Genomic DNA, 16,759 nt, shown 5'->3' on the forward strand with positions numbered 1-16,759 from the left:
ATGGAGAACAGGACAGGAGTGTCTGTTCATGTCTGGATGATACAAAAACGGCGATCGCCGCGGCACAGGATTACCCGAAGGCGTGCAACGCCTGGCCGTGTTGCAATGCGACTGCGACAATTCGGCCATGAACCCGATGCAAGACGATCTTTTCGGCGATGCAGACGCCGGCGCGCCTGCCGAACCCGCCGCCCAGCAGGCGCCGTCGCGCCGCCCCAAACGCGCGGGCGTGCAGCCCGCCACCGTCGACGCAAGCCTGCAGGCCATCGCCGCGCAGCTGCCTGCGCACTTGCGCTTTGGCGTGTCCACCTGGTCCTACCCCGGCTGGGACGGCCTGGTCTGGGATGGCGCGTACGAGCCCAGCCTGCTGTCGCGCCAGGGACTGACCGCCTATCACCAGCATCCGCTGCTGCGCACCGTGTGCATCGACCGCACCTTCTGGCGGCCCCTCACCACCACGCAGTACGAGACCTACGCAGGTCAGGTGAACGAGGATTTCCGCTTTGTCGTCAAATGCCCCGCCAGCATCACCGATGCGCAGGTGCGCGCCGAAGACGGCAAGGCCCGCGAGGCGAACGCCGACTTCCTCGATCCGCAACTCGCGATCGACCAGTTCGTGCGCCCTGCCACCGAAGGCCTGGGCGACAAGCTCGGCGTGCTCGTCTTCCAGTTGAGCCCGTTGTCGCGCGAGTGGCTGCAACGCCCGGACGCCCTCTTCGCCAGACTGGGCCAGCTGCTGGCCGCCGTGCGCGATTTCCTGCCCGACGCCAGCCCGGTCATCGTCGCCGTGGAATTGCGCGATGCCTCACTGCTCGGCGACGCGCTGATTCATACGCTGAAAGCCCACCAGGCCACCTTCTGCCTGGGCCTTCACAGCAAGATGCCGCCGATCGAAGACCAACTCGACGTGCTGCGCAGCCTCTGGCCAGGGCCACTTGTCTGCCGCTGGAGCCTGAACCGCATCTTCGGCCCCTACGGCTACGAGGCCGCCCAGAAGAAGCATGACCCCTTCAACGAGATCCGCAGCGAGGATACCCACACGCTGGGATGGCTCGCCCGTACGATTCGTGGGACGACGAGCCGAGGTCAGCCGGCGTTCGTGACCGTGAGCAATGATGCGGAAGGGTGTGCGCCGTTGACGATAGCGAGGCTGGCGAGACAACTCCTCGAGCCTTAAACGCAGTACGCTACGGCCCGTCCGTCACCCTGAAAGCCTCATGTCCGTCCCTGCTGTTTCTCTGCCGTCCGGCACGGCGCTGTCTGAAGCTTCTCCGCCCAGCCTGTCGCAGCCTAACTTCCTGACGTCGCCAGGTCACCTGCGCGCCGTGGCACACCTCTACGCAGTAGACACGGTACCGCTCGCGCAGGCGCGCGTGCTGGAGCTCGGCTGCTCCGCCGGCGGCAATCTGCTGCCCTTTGCCCTCGCCTATCCAAAGGCTGCCGTCGTCGGCATCGATGCGTCGCCCGCTGCCATCGCGACGGGACGGCAAGCCGCCGCCAGCGTCGGCGCGTCGAACCTGCAGCTGCAGGCCGTGGAGATGGAGGCATTCGGCCCGACATTCGGTACGTTCGACTACATCGTCGTTCATGGCCTCTTCACGCAGCTGCCGGCCGATGCACGCGCCAGCCTGCTGCAGCGTTGCCGCGACCAACTGTCGCCTGACGGCGTGGTGTGCATCAGCTACCCGACCTACCCCGGCGCCGCGGCGGCTGACATCGTGCGGCAGGCCATCGGCCTGCTCAGCGAGGGTGATCCGGGCAGCCCAGCGCACGAGGCCAGCGCTCGCTCCGTCCTCTCACGGCTGGGCACCGACCTGGATCCGAACAACCCCCTCGCGCCCGCCTTGCGCGCCACGGCGCAGCAACTGGGTCAGTCCACGCAATCGGGCGCCCTGCATCGCCAGGCCCACCACGGCACGCCCCTGTACGTCACCGAACTCATCGATGCCGCGCGGCTTGCCGGACTCGACTACGTGGGCGACGCGGAGGCACACCGAGAACTCGCACCGCCGGGCGAACGTCCGCAGGCTTCCGAAGCCGACGGCGAGCGCCGCCGCTACGAACAGTGGCAGGATTTCGCCACGGGACGCAACATGCGCATGAGCCTGCTCGCCCATGCCGAGCGCGCCAGCCACGCCACGCCGCGCCCGGACCCTGACCGGCTCGCCGAACTGCGTATTGCCGGCCACTTCCGGGCACACGCGCCCGCGACCTCCACGCCCGGCTTTGTCCATTACCGAAACCAGCGCGGCCGCATCCTGCGCACGCGCGAGCCCGCAACAGCCGCCGTGGTCGAAGCCCTGACCCAGGCGTGGCCCCAGGCATGTTCGCTGCCAGCGCTGATCGCAGCCACCGAGGGCAAGACCGGCGCCAGCGGCGACGCACACCGCATCACCGTGCGCCACGCCGTGCAGACGCTGTATCGCCTGAATACCGTCTACATCGCCCGCGACGACACCGCCCGGCCCGCCACCCAGACCGCCACCCCGCGCGCCCTGCCCGGGATCGTGCACCTGCGCCAGCGCCAGCAGGCCGCAGGTGCCGCCGTACGCATCGTCGGCTTCAACCTGTGGCACGACGCCGTGAACCTCGAGCAGCTAGGCGCCACCGAAACCTGGATCCTCAGCCGGCTCGGCGGCCGGCTGACGCTTGTGGAGCTGCGCACGCAATTGCGCGAAGCGCTGCAGCATGGCCGCGTGCCGGATCTCGATGGCACCCTGCTCACCGAGCAGCGTGGGCCGGATCTGGAGGCCAAGGCGGAAAAGGTGCTGACGCAGGTGCTGGAGATGCTGTGGCGGGCGGGGTTGCGGGTGGCGTGAGGGGTTGCCTCGCCACCGGTCGATGCAGCATCGCCGCCAGTGATCGGCGTAATCGCGCTGGAAACGGAGGCCCACCCAATCCGCGACTTCCGTAAGCGCCAAGGTTTTCTGAGCGATGGTGGCCGCCTATGCTGCGGGCAGACGTCCTAGAACCTGGGCGCAAATCGATAGGCATGGCGAAGCGATTCGCGACACGTTAAGATCCATTGCGTATCGCAAAGTCACAAATTCTCGCAACTTTGTCTAGAGCACACGCTTGACGTGTTCTGGACCTACCTCCCAACACGCCATGGCCATCACCCTCGCACAAGCCGAACACAATCTGCGTGCTTACTATGCGCAATACACCCACTACACAGACGCGCAGATCCGGGGTGAGATCAACAGTTTCCGGTTTGGTGTCGATATCAGTCGTGAGGTCCAGGCTAATTACGAGCATCGGGTTAAAAGTTTCATCTTCTCGTTCCACTTCGATCACAAGCTGCCCAGCAGCGCCGAAGCCTTCGAGGAGTTCTTTCCGCTGTTTCTGGATCGCTACATCGAGTCGATCAATCCTACCGAGTTCGTGCACGCTTTGATGCCTGCCGCATCTGCGCAGACCTCGGCTGCGATGGTTGACGCCATCACGAACAAAGCGCTCGGCATCGCGGACTTGATGCTGGGGTGGGTCACGATGGGCAGCCCGGTGCGAGCCGGCCTAGGTGCAGAGCAGATCCTGAAGGGCCTGGCCGACACCGGCTACTACCAGCCAAGCACGCCGCTGCCGGACGACGGAGAAATCGTCCTGCCGCCGATTGTCTTGCCTGAGGTGTCACTGAACCTTCCCATCAGCGATGACCACGCTGATTTGCTCACGGCCGTTTACGTCGCCGCCTTCCTGCGCGCGCCGGAGCATGACGGCTTGAACTACTGGGCAGGAGACCTGGCAAACGCATTGACGCACCTGCCCGATGCCGACGCCGTCAAGAAAGTCGCAGCCAGCATGTATTTTTCCGGCGCTGCACATGGCGAGGCCGGTACCGATCTCGACAACAGTGCGTACGTCCACCACCTGTACCAAGGTGTGCTGGGCAGGCAGGCAGAAGCGTCCGGACATGCCTATTGGACGCAGTACCTGGACGCCGGCGGTTCACGCTCGGAATTCATCGCCGTGTTCCTGGCGTCCGCGCTTGCCGCACAAGGAGACTCGGACTATGTGTTGGCCCGCGTGGCCGTGGCGCGATATGCCGCCCAGGCCTCGGTGTCCGGCAAGGGCGCGGCACCGATCGATCTGGTCGCCGTGCTCGACGGGGTAACTGACACTGCGTCTGCGCACGCTGCCATCGTCACTATGCAGGCTGGGGTGAAGCCCGCGTGGCCCGATGTCATCGACTCTTTCTTGTGGGACGAGCTGGGCGAGCCCATCGAATGGATTGAAATGGCGTCGGTGAGTAGCGCCGCAGCGCTCGAGGTGATCGGGGCTGCCACGGACCCAGAGGCGTATCTCCTGGGGTGACCTGCCCCACCAGTGGCCAGCCACGCGCATCTTGAACGATAGCGTGGCAGCGGGCGCCATCACTCAGGACACGGAAAGGGCTTGCCGCAAAGGGCCAAGCGCTAGGGACGTCTGGCAATCAGGGAACGAGGGCGGTAGCCGGCGCAGCCCTGATGTCCGCTCGCCCCGACGGCTAAGCCATCGGCCACAGCCCAACCGCACGCTTCGCAAACCCCGCAGAGCGCGACTCGACTTCCTCGAACCGAAACTCGGGGAAGTCCGCGGGGAGCTGCTGAGTCAGCTTGATGCCAGACTGCTCGTAGGCTGTCTTCTTGCGGCCGTACGGGTTGTTGGACGCGCTGATGTTCAGCGTGCCGGCAAATAGCGTCAGGTTTCCGATGCGCGACACGTAATCGCGATGACGCGCCACAGCCTTATCACCAAGGTACACCACCCAGTCTCCGTGGTCTGCAACGGCCTTTCGGGTCTTGATCTTCTGCGGAATGATATGTTCTACATGCACATCGTCCGTGCCAGCCACGTGGAGTTCGGCAAACGCACTATGTTCGCCCTGTTCGAACTGCTCCAGGCAATAACGCGCTCGGTCCATCACGTTGGCCGTGAACTGGTACTCAGCGAAGCGGCTCTCGAAAAGGTCGTCGGATGGCGAGAGCGCGCGATACGCCGCACGAACGACGGGAACGGGATCGCTGGCGTCTGCGCCACACAGCTTTGCAAACATGGACTCGTTCTCGTTGGCTCGCTCGCGACAGATGTGGCGGCGCATCAGGAACGCTTCAGTCAGCGCAAGGATCTCGACGAAATTCGCGTCTGAGCAACCGCCTGCCCGCATCGCCATCAGGAACCCATATGTCTGCGATGATTGAATCATGCGCAGGTGACGTAACCGTCGATCGATCTTTGGCACGCCGGTCTTGGCGCGAACGATCGCGCCATACATCTTGGCATGCTGCGCAAGACGTTCAAGAAAGGCCGTGAAGGTCAACGTGCCAGCCGCGACGTCCGCCATCTGCACCTCCTCGTCATCCGCAACGGCTTCCGTGTCGGCAGCATTGTCGGCATCTTCGAGCTCGGGCTCGTCTGCGTACACCGTCTGCTCAGGCAACGTGCGCGCCTCCAGCACTTGCCGCAGGAAGATCGCCTTGAAGTACGTGACTACGTACGCGCGCGTCACGCGGCGTGTCAGCGTGGCAGACACGTAATGGCGAAAGAAGCTTTCGAAGTTGGTGCCGTCCAGATGCGCGATCAACTCGGCCCAACGCACGCGGGCCTCCGCGAGCTCCGAGTCACCAAACCGCGCCGCGTTGCCAAGGATGAAGTTCTTGATGATGTCCGTGGCGTTCAAGCGAAGACCGCGGTTGTTGATCGTCTCGAACAGCTTGAAGGCGTCCTTCGCGTTTGCTACTTCGAGCCGGATGATCGTCGCCTGTCGCGTCAAACGCTGCAGCAGGGTGTTGAGTTCACTCAGCGTCATAGCATCGACACGTTCGCGGTAAAGCGCAAACGCCAGGGCAAGATTCGCGTTGTGTCGGCCGTCGACAGGGCGCTGCTTCACATGCCGCTCGAACTCGGTGGCATCAATCGTATCCAGCAGAATCTTGGGGTGCGCCACCCCGCCTTCAGCACGCGATTCCAGCATCGCCGCCACCTTAGCCGCCTGATCCGCTACACGTTCTCGGCGCAGTCTCTCCAAAATGCAGTGCAGTAGGATGTTGAGCGTTGTGATGCGCTGCTGCCCATCCACCACTTCAAGCTGGTTGAGACCAGCGCCATAGGGTCCGACCAAACACACCACGGTTCCCAGCAGATGGCCGTCGCCGTTCTCAAGCGCCAGGATGTCATTCAGCAATTCGTTCAGCTGCTTGGCTTGCCAGGAGTAACGGCGCTGGTAGGCGGGAACCACATATTGCTCGTTAGGATTGCCGAGCAGCTTGGCCACGGTCTGGGAAACGGGTTTGACTAGCACGTGGAAATCTCCTTTGAGTTCAGGCAGACCGCCCGCCAGAGCGTCCTTTCGCAACAGACTTTGCCGCTTCGGCTACCCTGATCAGGGAGTTTAGGCAAACCCTTGTTCGGGTCCGCAACGGCTGCCAGTAGCGAGGCTAACGGCGTGAGCAGGCTGCGGCTTGACAGCGACATTTTGTGTTCCACGCAAGTCTTAGGCAGCGGGCATGGAAGGACATGTCCAAGACGGCGTGTTTCGGCAGCAAGGAGGTCTCGGACAATAAGCAGGATTTCGCCGTTTTATCAGGCAATTGACAGCCATCGATCATAGGCACGCTGGCGCCACCATCGCCCTTTGCGCCAGGAACCTACGTGAACGCCCCCGACCTCGCCAGCCAACAGATTGCCAAAGCGTACGACGATCGTCCGTACAACTCGAACGCCTTCTTCTATGCTGCGCCCGGACATCTGCGCGCTGCCGCGCACCTCTATGGCATCAGCACTGTGCCGTTGGCGAAGGCGCGCGTGTTGGAACTGGGCTGCTCAGCGGGCGGCAATCTGCTGCCCTTCGCCCTGGCGTACCCTGAGGCCCAGGTTGTCGGCATCGATCTCTCTGTGGTAGAGGTGGAAGCGGGCCGCCAGGTGGCAGCCGCCGTCGGCGCGAAGAATCTGGACCTGCGCGCGATGAGCCTGACGGATATCACGCCCGAGTTTGGCCAGTTCGACTACATCATCGCGGTGCAGATGAAGTGTCTGGCAACATGGGGCGATGTCATCCATTCAAAGCGAAAAAAGCCGCCAACCCGGGATGGCGTTGGCGGCGTATCTGCTTCCAGGCAGTTCCTGCACTCTCGCTTGGCTTGGGGACCTTTTGCAAGGCGCCCTTGCCTCGCAAGAGCCTACTGTACGAATTAACGCAGCAGCGACAGGACGCCTTGCGGGACTTGGTTGGCCTGAGCCAGAACCGACGTGCCGGCCTGTTGCAGGATCTGGGCGCGGGTCATGTTCGAGACTTCGACGGCGTAGTCAGCGTCTTCGATGCGCGAACGGGCGGCGGAGAGATTGGTTACGGTGTTGTTCAGGTTTGTGACCGTGGATTCGAAACGATTTTGAATGGCACCCAACGCACTCCGCTGATTATCAACGGCTTTGAGTGCATCATCGATAGTCTGCAAAGCCGTGCTGGTTCCCCTCACCGTAACATTCTCCGTTTGTCCGGTTGCCACTTCGTTGGCAGCCGTTGCAGAAGCAGCGACGGCAGCCTGTGTCCCGACTGCGTCAAGTTCTCGGCCCAAAACTGCCGCACCCGCGCTGTCAAACGACACGGCATAAGCTTTAGAGTCGGTGCCGCTCGTGACAACTGCAGCGTAAACAGTGCCGTCCCCATATGCGTAGATCGAGCTAGTCGGGGCAGCCGTAAACCCTGACTCCGTAACTGCAGCGGTGTTTGCAGTAGCAACAGAGGGCATGTCAGCAGTAACTGTAGAGGCGGCCGATTGAAGCACATCAAATCCACTGATGGTGCCCGTACGGCTATTTCCGTTTACTACACCGCTAGCGACAGTGGGAGCACCCGACGCAAAATTCCAACCGGTGTTGCCAGCGATATCGATATCGATAGTTTGGTTGTCATTTGCTCCAACCTGAATGCTCAACTTAGTAGCGACTGCCGAGTTCAACACCTTAATTCCGTTGAAGTCCGTCTGTTCAGCAACACGATTGATTTCTTCGAGCCGTTGATTTACTTCCTGCTGGATCGAATCGATATCTGAAGCCGAATTAGAACCATTTTGTGCTTGTACGGTCAGTTCGCGGACTCGCTGGAGATTGTTGTTAATCTCGTTAAGGGCGCCTTCGGTCGTTTGCGCGATAGAGATGCCGTCATTGGCATTACGGGCAGCTTGCTGCAGACCCTTGACGTTGGCCGTGAACCGGTTAGCAATCGCCTGACCAGCCGCATCATCCTTTGCGCTGTTGATACGCTGACCCGACGACAGGCGCTCGATGGCGGTGCCCAGGGCGGATTGGGACTTCTGGAGGTTGTTCTGCGCGACGAGCGACAGGTAGTTGGTGCTGATGACAGACATCGTAAGCTCCGAATTGGGTTAGGCCTTGGAGAGGGCCGCCGCCTGGCGACCCACAACGGGCTTCCCGCCCGTCGATGCAGAGCGGTAAAGGCTCGTTGACCTAGTTAACGGAACGACCGTCGCAAGCTTTAGGGCTTTTTTCGACGTCTTCACAAAAAGGCGTTGTGACGGGGCCGGAAAGCTGCTGCTCTTGCTCGGCTGCCCATTGCCGGGCAGCCGCCTGCGCGATGTTAAAGAACGTCACGCGGCTGCCGTTATCCTACGCATACGATCATTCCTTAAGGGATCCACGTCATGGCGTCCATTGGCGGCACTCTCGGGCTCAGCGGCCTGCCTCTTGCAGAAACCCTTGCCAAGCTGCGCACAGTAGAGGAAGCGCCACTTACCGCACTCGCCAGGCGTGCGGACGTGATGGAAGCTAAGGTGTCCGCCTACGGCGTCATCAGCAGCGCCCTGTCGACATTCAAGGCAACGATCGCCAACGTCGGTAAAGAATCGACATTCGGCACGTTCAAGGCCACCTCGAGCCAGACGGACGTCTTGACGGCCACCGCGCCCGCCAATGGCGGTGCTGTCGGGGGGCAATATACGATCCATGTGCAGGAGCTCGCCACCAATCAGAGCTTGTCCGTCGCTGGACAGGCCAGCCGCGACGCCAGCATCGGCAGCGGCGGGACCATTGAGTTCACCTTGGGCGACGGCACCACGCATACCGTGGATCTACTGGATCACGGCACCTCGCTGGAAGGCATTCGCGCTGCCATCAATGCCGACAGCAAGCTAGGTGTCTCGGCCACGTTGATCAATAGCGGCGACCCGGATGCCCCGTTTGTTCTGAGCCTTTCGACAAAGGACACCGGCCTGGATGCGCGCGTGACGAACATCACGGTGCACGGCAACGCCGAGCTGGCAGATGTGCTCGGTTACGACGAAGCCACCTCCGCCACGAACCCGACGAACGTGACGCAGCCCGAAGGTGCCGAAGCGAAGGATGCGCGCATCACGGTCAATGGCATTGCTATCACCAGCGGCAAGAACACCCTGGAAGGCGCGATCGAGGGCGTCAACATCACCCTGTCGGCAAAGACGCAGGATAAGCCGGTAACCTTGCGCATCGCCCGGGACGATACCCCCGCCGTCTCTGCCGTCGAAGCCTTCGTCAATGGCTACAACGCCCTGAAGACGGTGCTGACCAACCTCACTAATTACAACGCCGAGACGGACCAGGCGAGCGCGCTCACGGGCGATCGCGTGCCGCGCTCAGTCGACAATCAATTGCGCAATGTGTTGGGCAACGCCATCGACAATGGCGGCCTGGCCACCATGGCGCAGTTGGGCGTGAAAACCAACGTCATCACGGGCAAGCTTGAGCTGGACAAGGACAAGCTGACCAAGGTGCTCGCCGATGACCCTGAAGGCGTGATGAAGCTTTTCACGGGCGAGCGGGGCCTTGTCGCCAAACTGAACACCACCGTCGACCAGCTCTTGTCCAAAGACGGTTTGATCACCACGGCGCAGGATGGGCTCAAGCAATCCGTCAAGGACATCGAGAAGCAGGCCGTCCGCGTGCAAGCTCGCGTGGAAGACACGATGAGTCGCTACGAAGCCCAGTTCGTGCAGCTCGAGAAGTTCATCTCGCAGATGAACGGCACCAGCAGCTATCTGGCGCAGCAACTCGACATGCTGGCTGCAACGGCCAAGAACAGCAAGTGATGCAGCGCCGGGAAATCGGGCAGATTTCCCGCGCTATTTGGGGCGATTGTCCTGACCCGGTTCGCATAGACTGCGTGAATTGAACGCTCAACTCTCATGATGAATGCACCGATGTATGCGCGAGGCGCGCGCCACTATGCGCAAGTGGGCCTCGAGACGAGCGTGAATGCCGCATCACCGGAGCGGTTGATTGCCCTTCTCTATGATGGTGCGTTGAGCGCCATCGGCCGGGCACGTCTTGCCCTCGAGCAAGGAAACATTCCCGCCCGCGGCCAAGCCATCTCCAAGGCGATCGACATCGTCGGCAATGGTCTGCGTGCGGTGCTGGATCATGAAGCTGGCGGCGAAGTCGCCGCCAATCTGTCGAACCTGTACGACTACATCGAGCGCTGCCTGCTGCTGGCCAACCTGCACGCCGATGCCGACAAGCTTGCCGAAGCCGACCGCCTGCTGTCCGATCTGGCCAGCGCGTGGAAGGAAATGAGCGCAGCCCGCGCTGCGTAGGCACCACGAACCGAGACAATCCAGCCATGACTCCCGCTGATCACGTGCTGCGCCTATACCGCATGGCCTCCTCTGTCACGCGCGAGATCCTGGATCACGCGCGCGAAGCGGACTGGGACCGTGTCGTGGCGCTGGGCAACGAATATCAAGGCATCGTCGAGCAGATCCGCCAGCTGGGCGAGGTGCCTCCCCTGGATGCAGACGATCTCGCGACCAAGCACGCGCTGCTCGTGGACATCGTCGAAAACGATGCTGCCACTCGCGACCTTGTCGTGCCGAGCCTGGAGCGCCTGGGCGCGCTCATCGGCACGCTGCGGCGCCAACAGACGGTGAACAAGACCTACGGCCAAGGCGCGGCCGCGCTGCGGTGACCTCCACCTCACCGCTGAGTACGCTGCTGGCCACGCGTCTGGACGCGGTGCTCGGCACCACGCTGGCGCAGCACACCACCCTGCTGGACGTGCGGCCGAATCAGGCGGCGCTCGCCACCTCGGCGCTTCACCCGCAAGACAACGTGATCCGTCGGGCCCCCGACCCGGCTGCCGATGCGGCCGCCAAGGGCGCACGACGCGCGGGCGCCGAGCTGGCCTCACAGGACCGAGCGTCCACGCCCGGGGCAGACCGCGCAACCGTCCCGGCTTCAGCCCGCGCCATTCTGAGCGAGCCTGCCAAGGCCATTCTGGCGTTGCTGGTGGCGCGTCCGGATGTCGCGCCAGGCGTGCGCGGTGCCGTGCCCATGCTGCGGCTGGCTGCGGCGTCCGTGCATCTGCCACCGCCCGGTGGCTTGCCGACACGCGGCAGCGCCCCCCCGACCCAGGCTACCGGCGCACGTGACGCGTCCGCGGCAGCGGCAGGCGCACGCGGTGCCGCAGGCGCGGCCTCCGGCGGCGCTCAGCCCGGCTCGGCATCGACCGCCGCTTCCTCTGCCGCCGTACGCGCTGCGTCGCTTCTCGATACGGCCTTGACCGACGCTGCCACGACGGGCCGCGGGGCACCGCCCTCGGGCTCTGGCGGCAGCGCTGTGGGCGCGGGTGCACCGCTCACCGTTGCGCCCGCGTTCAGCAGCCCAATGGCACAGGCCCTGGCTACCGCGCTCGCGCGATCGGTGGGCGAAAGCGGTCTCTTCTACGAATCCCATTTGTCGCAGCTCGCATTCGGCCAGCGCAAGCCGGAAACGCTCCTGCGCGAGCCGCAAGCGCTGCTGGGCCGGCCGTCCACCCCTGACACGCCCCAGACGCCGGGCACCGACGCCGGCCGCGCCGGCGCCGAAGGCTCGCCTACCGCCCGATCAGAAAGTGCGCCACTGCGCGCCTTCGAGTCCCTAGCCAATACAGCCGCCCCGCAGGCACCTGCCGCACCGGTGCCCGGCTTACATGCCGACGCCACCGCCATGGTGCGCCAGCAACTCGAAGTGCTCGCCCACGCGAACTTCCAGTGGCAAGGACAGGCCTGGGAAGCGCGCCGATGCAATGGGAAGTCGCTGAGCATCCCGGGGCCGAGAGTGAGACACCAGCCACTTGGTCAACGCGCCTCACACTGGATCTTCCGCGGCTGGGGCCCATCGAAGCCCGGCTGTCGATCGCCGGGAGCCAGCTGGTGTTGCGTCTTGCTTCCGACCACGCACACGGCCCCTTGAATGCGGGCGCCAGCCTGCTGCGCGAACGGTTATCGGGCGTTGGCCTTGTCCTGAGCGAACTCGCCATCCAGGACAACGCGGCTGAGTCCTCCCCGGCATCATGAGCATGCCGAACGACCCGTCCGCCGCCCGCCAGCACGCGATCGCACTGAGCTATCGCGAAGGGGATTCCGCGCCCCGCGTCGTGGCCAAGGGCTACGGCGTGCTCGCCGACACCATCGTGCGCACCGCCCGCGAGCACGGCCTGTACGTCCACGAATCCGCGGAGCTCGTCGGCCTGCTCATGCAGGTCGACCTCGATTCCCGCATTCCTCCTGCCCTGTATCAGGCCGTCGCCGAACTGCTGGCGTGGCTTTACCAGCTCGAGGCCGAACCGGCCGCGGGCGGCCTGGTGCCTCCCTCGACTCCTCCTCAGAAGAACGCATCGTGAGTCCCACGTCCGATCCCGAATTCCTCCTGACCCACGCCATCGACATCGGGTCGGCACTCAACGAGCTCGCGCGACACGCCGAGCGCTTGAGCGTGAGCCGGCCCTCGGGCCCGCTCGGGGTGGCGATCTGTGGCGTTAACCTGCGCGAAAGGCGGCTGCGCTTTCACCCCTTCAAATCGAGTGAACTCTCCGCCTTCGAGCGCGCCGACACGCTGTCGTTCACGGGCTCGGCCCATGGCGCGCAGATGACGTTCGAGCTGCACGACGCACGTCTCATTGACGAGCGTGACGATCCCGAGCTCGATGCGCCCGTGCTGGAAGCCGACTTTCCCACGCAGCTCTATCGTGTGCAGCGACGTGCCTTCTACCGATCGCCGGCTGTGCCGCCAGATACGCGCACGGCGAGCTGGCGCGCCGCGTCAGGGCAGCGTCAGCAACTGCGCATTCAGAATGTCTCACTGGGCGGCGTCGGCCTGCGTAGCCCGCTCACGCCAGACAACCTGCCCCAGCCGCAAGACGTGCTGCACGACGTCACACTGGACTTCAATGAGTACGGCACGCTGGAAGCGAGCCTGCGTGTGGTGGCCCACCACAGCCTGGTCGAACACAGCTTTACGCAAGGTAAAGTGCGCTACACCCATGTGGGCTGCGAATTCGTGCAAGTGGATCGCCAGCGCGAGCGCTTCCTGGAGCGCTTGGTGCGTCAGCTGGACGTTCGCCGCAACGCGGCTATCTGATCAGGTAGTGCTGACTGCCCGCCTGGTCTCAAGCGGGCAGTCGGCTCAACGGTTGCCACGCCGGGGGCTCCATCTCGGCCCTGTCGGATCCCGGCTCTGCGGGCAGCTCGGCAGACACCACGTCATCGACAAGCGCCTGCTCGGCTTCGCGCGCGGCACGTCCGCCTTCGTATAGGGTGTCGTTGCCGAACACGGGCCCGATGCGCTCTGGCGGCATCGCCTTGCCCAACAGCCATCCCTGCACGGCCTGACATTTGAGCGCGTTGAGCACGGACAGCTGGCCTTCCGTTTCCACGCCCTCAGCCACCACTTCGTGGCCCAGCTCGTGGCACAGATTGATGACGGCACTGGTGATCGAGCGTGCAGCCTGGTCATGCTCCAGATCGTGCACGAAGAGCCGATCGATCTTGATGGTGTCGCACGGGAGGTGTTCGAGGTATCGCAGGCTGGAATAGCCCGTGCCGAAGTCGTCGATGGCGATGCGCACCCCGAGGCTTCGCAACTCCGACAGCCGCGCCATGACCTGGCTGGCCGAATCGATCATCACGCCTTCCGTGATCTCCAGCTGCAGGCGATTGGCAGCCAGGCCGCTGTGTCGCAGCGCATCACGCACGTGACTGACCAAGCGGCTCTGACGCAACTGCACCGGCGACACATTGACCGACACCAGCCAGGGCTGGGGCCACCGCACAGCCGTGGCGCAGGCCGTCTCGAGCACCCACTGGCCTAGCGGAAGAATGGAGCCGGATGCCTCGGCGATGGGGATGAACTGTGCGGGCGAGATGGCGCCGCGAACCGGATGATGCCACCGCACCAATGCCTCAAAGCTCACCACGTGGCGCGTGGCAGCGTTGAAGATGGGCTGGTATTCCACCGACAGCTGCTTCTCGGGGCGCTCCAGCGCCATGCGCAGCTCGATGGCCAGACGATCCGTCTCGGCGGAATCGACGGAAGCAAAGTAATGCCAGAGATTCTTCTGGCTGCGCGTGCCATGCAGCTTGGCTTCCGCGCGCAGCATGCGCGTCATGAGATAGGCGAAGGCCGGCACCACGGCCACCAGCAGAAAGCCGCCCAGCAGCAGATCCGCATACGGCAGATTGCTGAGCGCAGGCCCCACGGCATACCAGCTGCCCCACAGCATCAGTACCCCCACGCCGTGCGCGAGGCTCCACCAGGCCAGGGTATTGCCCCCGCGCTTCTGCATCCACCACCCGACCAGCAAAACGCCGCCGATGGCTTCCATCAGAAGCAGCACGACGAACAGCAGCGTGAAAAAGTCGAACATGAGGCAGGGCGCGAGAAGACGCGGTTCCGAGACGGGCTACTGTATCAGGTATCCTGCGGCACACGACGGTGCTGCAGCATGAACACCGCGGCGGAATCGCCCAGGTGGCCGCTGCGATCACGCAGCGCGGCTGCGGCGTCGGCAGCCTGTTCCACCAGGGCAGCATTCTGCTGGGTGACTTCGTCCATCTGGGTGACAGCCAACTTCACCTGGCTGATGCCGCTGGACTGTTCCTGCGAGGCGGCAGCGATCTCGGCCATCAAGGCCGTGACGCGCTGAATGGCCGAGACCACCTCGTTCATGGTGGTGCCTGCCTCGCTTACCAGGCCAGAGCCCGATTCGATCTCGTCCACCGAGCGCTCATGAGCTGTTTGATCTCCTTGGCGGCCTGCGCGCTCTTTTGCGCGAGGCTGCGCACCTCGCCTGCGACGACGGCGAACCCGCGTCCTTGCTCACCCGCCCGGGCCGCCTCCACCGCTGCATTCAAGGCGAGGATGTTGGTCTGGAAGGCGATGCCATCGATGACGCCGATGATGTCCGTGATCTTGCGCGAGCTCGCCGAGATCGCATGCATGCGCTGGATGGCCTGCTGCACGACATCGCTGCCACGGCCAGCCGTGTCGGACACCTGCCGCGCCAGCTGACTGGCCTGCTGGGCATTGCCCGCGTTCTGCTCGACGCTCGCGGCGAACTCTTCCATGCTCGCGGCCGTCTCTTCCAGGGCGGCGGCCTGCTGCTGCGTGCGGCCCGAAAGGTCAGCATTGCCTTGCGCGATGCGTTCGGCGCCCGCGACCACGCCACGCACGCCAGCGTTCATGTCTGACGCGATGCTCAAAAGGCTTCTGCGCATGATGTCCAGCGAGAACGTGAGCTCGCCGATCTCTGCGGTGCCGTTCGTCTCGAGGGCTTCCGTCAGGTTGCCCGCGCCCAGCTGACGCGAGAACAACAGGGCTTCGCGGACCGGCTCCACCAGATGACGGACCAGCGCATGCCCTTGCCAGGCGAGCCAGAGCGCGCCCACGCCAATGGCCGTGGCCACGCCGGGTACGAGCCACGGCGTGGCACCAGCGGGTTGCGCGGCGGCATAGAGCGCCAGGCCACCCAGGCCCGCCACCCCGGCCACTGCGCTGCCGGCCAGCATGTACACGCGGCTGCGCAGGCTGTCCGTGCGCCAGATCATGAGACGGCGCAAGGCGCCGCGCCAGCCGATGCCCTGGAGCTCACCGCCCGAAAGGCGCCAGCCGCGCAGCTCGCCCGCCAGCATGCGGGCGTACAGCGCTTCGGCCTCCTCGACGCCTTGCTCGGTGGGCTTGACCCGCACCGATCCGTACCCCACCACCTGCCCGTCCTGCACGATCGGGGACACGGTGGCCAGCACCCAGTAATAGCGTCCATCCTTGCGCCGGTTCTTGACGTGACCGACCCAGGTGTCGCCGCGCTGCAGCGTGTCCCACAGGTCGGCGAACGCCGCGGGCGGCATCTCCGGATGGCGAACCACATTGTGGTGCTCGCCCACGAGTTCATGGCGCTCGAACCCGCTCACCTCGACGAAGGCGGGGTTCGCATAGACGATGCGCCCGTCCAGATCCGTCCGGGAAATGAGGTATTGGTCCTCCCGCAGGAGGTACTCGGAATCGACGATCGGTTGGTTATTGCGCATGGGTGTCCAGAAAGAGTGACAAGAAAGGAATGCGTCAGACCGGCATGCTGGCGACTTCCTGATACGCCGACACGAGTCGATTGCGTACCTGGAGTGCGGTCTGGAAGGCGATGCCTGCCTTTTGCATGTCAATCATCACGTCGCTCAACGCCACGCCCGGCTCGCCCAACTCGAACGACTGCGCCTTGGCATAGCTCGCTTCCTGGGCCTGACTCACTTTGGCCAGCGAACGTTGCAGTTCTTGCGCAAAGCCGCCGGCCATCGTGGCCGTGGCGCGTTCCGTCGTCTGCCCCGACGCCAGGCCGGCGACGGCATGCAGCTGCTGGAGGATGGGGTTCACCATGAATAGAGTCTCCTGATCGTGACGGGATGCTACCTGACGAGAGGGGCGGTCATAAGTGAGAAATGCCTGCGAAAACCCGGGTTTTTCTGCGCATGCCCCAACGAGG

The 16,759-nt window shown here is 64.0% G+C and carries 15 protein-coding genes and 1 pseudogene; 11 read left to right on the top strand and 5 right to left on the bottom strand.

Going from position 1 to position 16,759, the window contains the following annotated elements; all coding sequences use genetic code 11:
• Window positions 1–136 precede the first annotated feature (136 nt).
• From IMZ29_RS07975 to IMZ29_RS07985, 3 genes are all read left to right on the top strand, one after another.
• On the top strand, window positions 137–1,177 hold the full coding sequence (locus tag IMZ29_RS07975; RefSeq protein WP_216182699.1) for a DUF72 domain-containing protein: 1,041 nt from the start codon (window positions 137–139) through the stop codon (window positions 1,175–1,177).
• 40 nt (window positions 1,178–1,217) lie between these two features.
• A complete protein-coding gene (locus tag IMZ29_RS07980; RefSeq protein ID WP_216182573.1) occupies window positions 1,218–2,819 on the top strand; it encodes a class I SAM-dependent methyltransferase in 1,602 nt (533 codons plus the stop codon).
• 289 nt (window positions 2,820–3,108) lie between these two features.
• Entirely contained in the window at window positions 3,109–4,314 is a 1,206-nt protein-coding gene (locus IMZ29_RS07985) for a DUF4214 domain-containing protein (RefSeq protein WP_216182575.1), read from the top strand.
• Window positions 4,315–4,486: 172 nt separating this feature from the next.
• Here IMZ29_RS07985 and IMZ29_RS07990 read toward each other — a convergent pair whose 3' ends face one another.
• A complete protein-coding gene (locus IMZ29_RS07990) occupies window positions 4,487–6,280 on the bottom strand; it encodes a DUF262 domain-containing protein (protein WP_216182577.1) in 1,794 nt (597 codons plus the stop codon).
• 350 nt (window positions 6,281–6,630) lie between these two features.
• Here IMZ29_RS07990 and IMZ29_RS07995 point away from each other — a divergent pair, with 350 nt between their 5' ends.
• Window positions 6,631–7,173: a class I SAM-dependent methyltransferase gene (locus IMZ29_RS07995; RefSeq protein ID WP_216182579.1), complete on the top strand. Its 543-nt coding sequence runs from the start codon at window positions 6,631–6,633 to the stop codon at window positions 7,171–7,173.
• Here IMZ29_RS07995 and IMZ29_RS08000 read toward each other — a convergent pair.
• Window positions 7,170–8,345: a FliC/FljB family flagellin gene (locus IMZ29_RS08000; protein WP_216182580.1), complete on the bottom strand. Its 1,176-nt coding sequence runs from the start codon at window positions 8,343–8,345 to the stop codon at window positions 7,170–7,172. The two genes, IMZ29_RS07995 and IMZ29_RS08000, sit on opposite strands and share 4 nt — an antisense overlap.
• Window positions 8,346–8,639: 294 nt before the next feature.
• Between IMZ29_RS08000 and fliD the strand changes: the two genes are divergently transcribed.
• The 7 genes from fliD (at window position 8,640) to IMZ29_RS08030 (ending at window position 13,365) form a co-directional block, all read left to right on the top strand.
• Window positions 8,640–10,058, top strand: a complete 1,419-nt coding sequence (fliD, locus tag IMZ29_RS08005) for a flagellar filament capping protein FliD (protein ID WP_216182582.1) — start codon at window positions 8,640–8,642, stop codon at window positions 10,056–10,058.
• A gap of 111 nt (window positions 10,059–10,169) precedes the next feature.
• Window positions 10,170–10,562 carry a flagellar export chaperone FliS gene (gene fliS / locus IMZ29_RS08010; RefSeq protein WP_216182701.1) on the top strand — a complete coding sequence of 131 codons (393 nt, stop codon included), beginning with the start codon at window positions 10,170–10,172 and terminating at the stop codon, window positions 10,560–10,562.
• Window positions 10,563–10,588: 26 nt separating this feature from the next.
• A complete protein-coding gene (locus IMZ29_RS08015) occupies window positions 10,589–10,933 on the top strand; it encodes a flagellar protein FliT (protein ID WP_216182584.1) in 345 nt (114 codons plus the stop codon).
• Window positions 10,930–12,198, top strand: coding sequence for a hypothetical protein (locus IMZ29_RS23110; RefSeq protein WP_305852512.1), 1,269 nt, complete (start codon window positions 10,930–10,932; stop codon window positions 12,196–12,198). Before IMZ29_RS08015 ends, IMZ29_RS23110 begins: the two co-directional genes overlap by 4 nt.
• Window positions 12,114–12,302: a hypothetical protein gene (locus IMZ29_RS23250; protein WP_371820171.1), complete on the top strand. Its 189-nt coding sequence runs from the start codon at window positions 12,114–12,116 to the stop codon at window positions 12,300–12,302. The genes IMZ29_RS23110 and IMZ29_RS23250 overlap by 85 nt, the downstream gene beginning before the upstream one ends.
• A complete protein-coding gene (locus tag IMZ29_RS08025; protein WP_216182586.1) occupies window positions 12,299–12,628 on the top strand; it encodes an EscU/YscU/HrcU family type III secretion system export apparatus switch protein in 330 nt (109 codons plus the stop codon). The genes IMZ29_RS23250 and IMZ29_RS08025 overlap by 4 nt, the downstream gene beginning before the upstream one ends.
• The gene (locus IMZ29_RS08030; RefSeq protein WP_216182588.1) at window positions 12,625–13,365 is read left to right on the top strand and encodes a flagellar brake protein; all 741 of its coding nucleotides are present in this window, start codon (window positions 12,625–12,627) and stop codon (window positions 13,363–13,365) included. Before IMZ29_RS08025 ends, IMZ29_RS08030 begins: the two co-directional genes overlap by 4 nt.
• Window positions 13,366–13,393: 28 nt before the next feature.
• On the opposite strand, the gene IMZ29_RS08035 is transcribed toward IMZ29_RS08030, so the two are convergent.
• The 3 genes and pseudogenes from IMZ29_RS08035 to fliE all read right to left on the bottom strand — a co-directional run bounded on the left by IMZ29_RS08035 (window position 13,394) and on the right by fliE (window position 16,653).
• Complete coding sequence (locus IMZ29_RS08035; RefSeq protein WP_216182590.1) at window positions 13,394–14,650, bottom strand: putative bifunctional diguanylate cyclase/phosphodiesterase; 1,257 nt, start codon at window positions 14,648–14,650, stop codon at window positions 13,394–13,396.
• 44 nt (window positions 14,651–14,694) lie between these two features.
• Window positions 14,695–16,310, bottom strand: a pseudogene (locus IMZ29_RS08040) (methyl-accepting chemotaxis protein).
• A gap of 34 nt (window positions 16,311–16,344) precedes the next feature.
• Entirely contained in the window at window positions 16,345–16,653 is a 309-nt protein-coding gene (gene fliE, locus IMZ29_RS08045) for a flagellar hook-basal body complex protein FliE (RefSeq protein ID WP_216182592.1), read from the bottom strand.
• Window positions 16,654–16,759: the final 106 nt, after the last annotated feature.

Source organism: Verticiella alkaliphila, assembly GCF_018904615.1.
Lineage (GTDB): Bacteria > Pseudomonadota > Gammaproteobacteria > Burkholderiales > Burkholderiaceae_B > Verticiella > Verticiella alkaliphila.

Coding starts and splice junctions, on each gene's coding strand:
- IMZ29_RS08035 (WP_216182590.1), bottom strand. CDS start 14,650: ATGTTCGACTTTTTCACGCTGCTGTTCGTCGTGCTGCTTCTGATGGAA.
- IMZ29_RS07975 (WP_216182699.1), top strand. CDS start 137: ATGCAAGACGATCTTTTCGGCGATGCAGACGCCGGCGCGCCTGCCGAA.
- fliS (WP_216182701.1), top strand. CDS start 10,170: ATGTATGCGCGAGGCGCGCGCCACTATGCGCAAGTGGGCCTCGAGACG.
- IMZ29_RS07980 (WP_216182573.1), top strand. CDS start 1,218: ATGTCCGTCCCTGCTGTTTCTCTGCCGTCCGGCACGGCGCTGTCTGAA.
- IMZ29_RS07985 (WP_216182575.1), top strand. CDS start 3,109: ATGGCCATCACCCTCGCACAAGCCGAACACAATCTGCGTGCTTACTAT.
- fliD (WP_216182582.1), top strand. CDS start 8,640: ATGGCGTCCATTGGCGGCACTCTCGGGCTCAGCGGCCTGCCTCTTGCA.
- fliE (WP_216182592.1), bottom strand. CDS start 16,653: ATGGTGAACCCCATCCTCCAGCAGCTGCATGCCGTCGCCGGCCTGGCG.
- IMZ29_RS08025 (WP_216182586.1), top strand. CDS start 12,299: ATGAGCATGCCGAACGACCCGTCCGCCGCCCGCCAGCACGCGATCGCA.
- IMZ29_RS08000 (WP_216182580.1), bottom strand. CDS start 8,345: ATGTCTGTCATCAGCACCAACTACCTGTCGCTCGTCGCGCAGAACAAC.
- IMZ29_RS08015 (WP_216182584.1), top strand. CDS start 10,589: ATGACTCCCGCTGATCACGTGCTGCGCCTATACCGCATGGCCTCCTCT.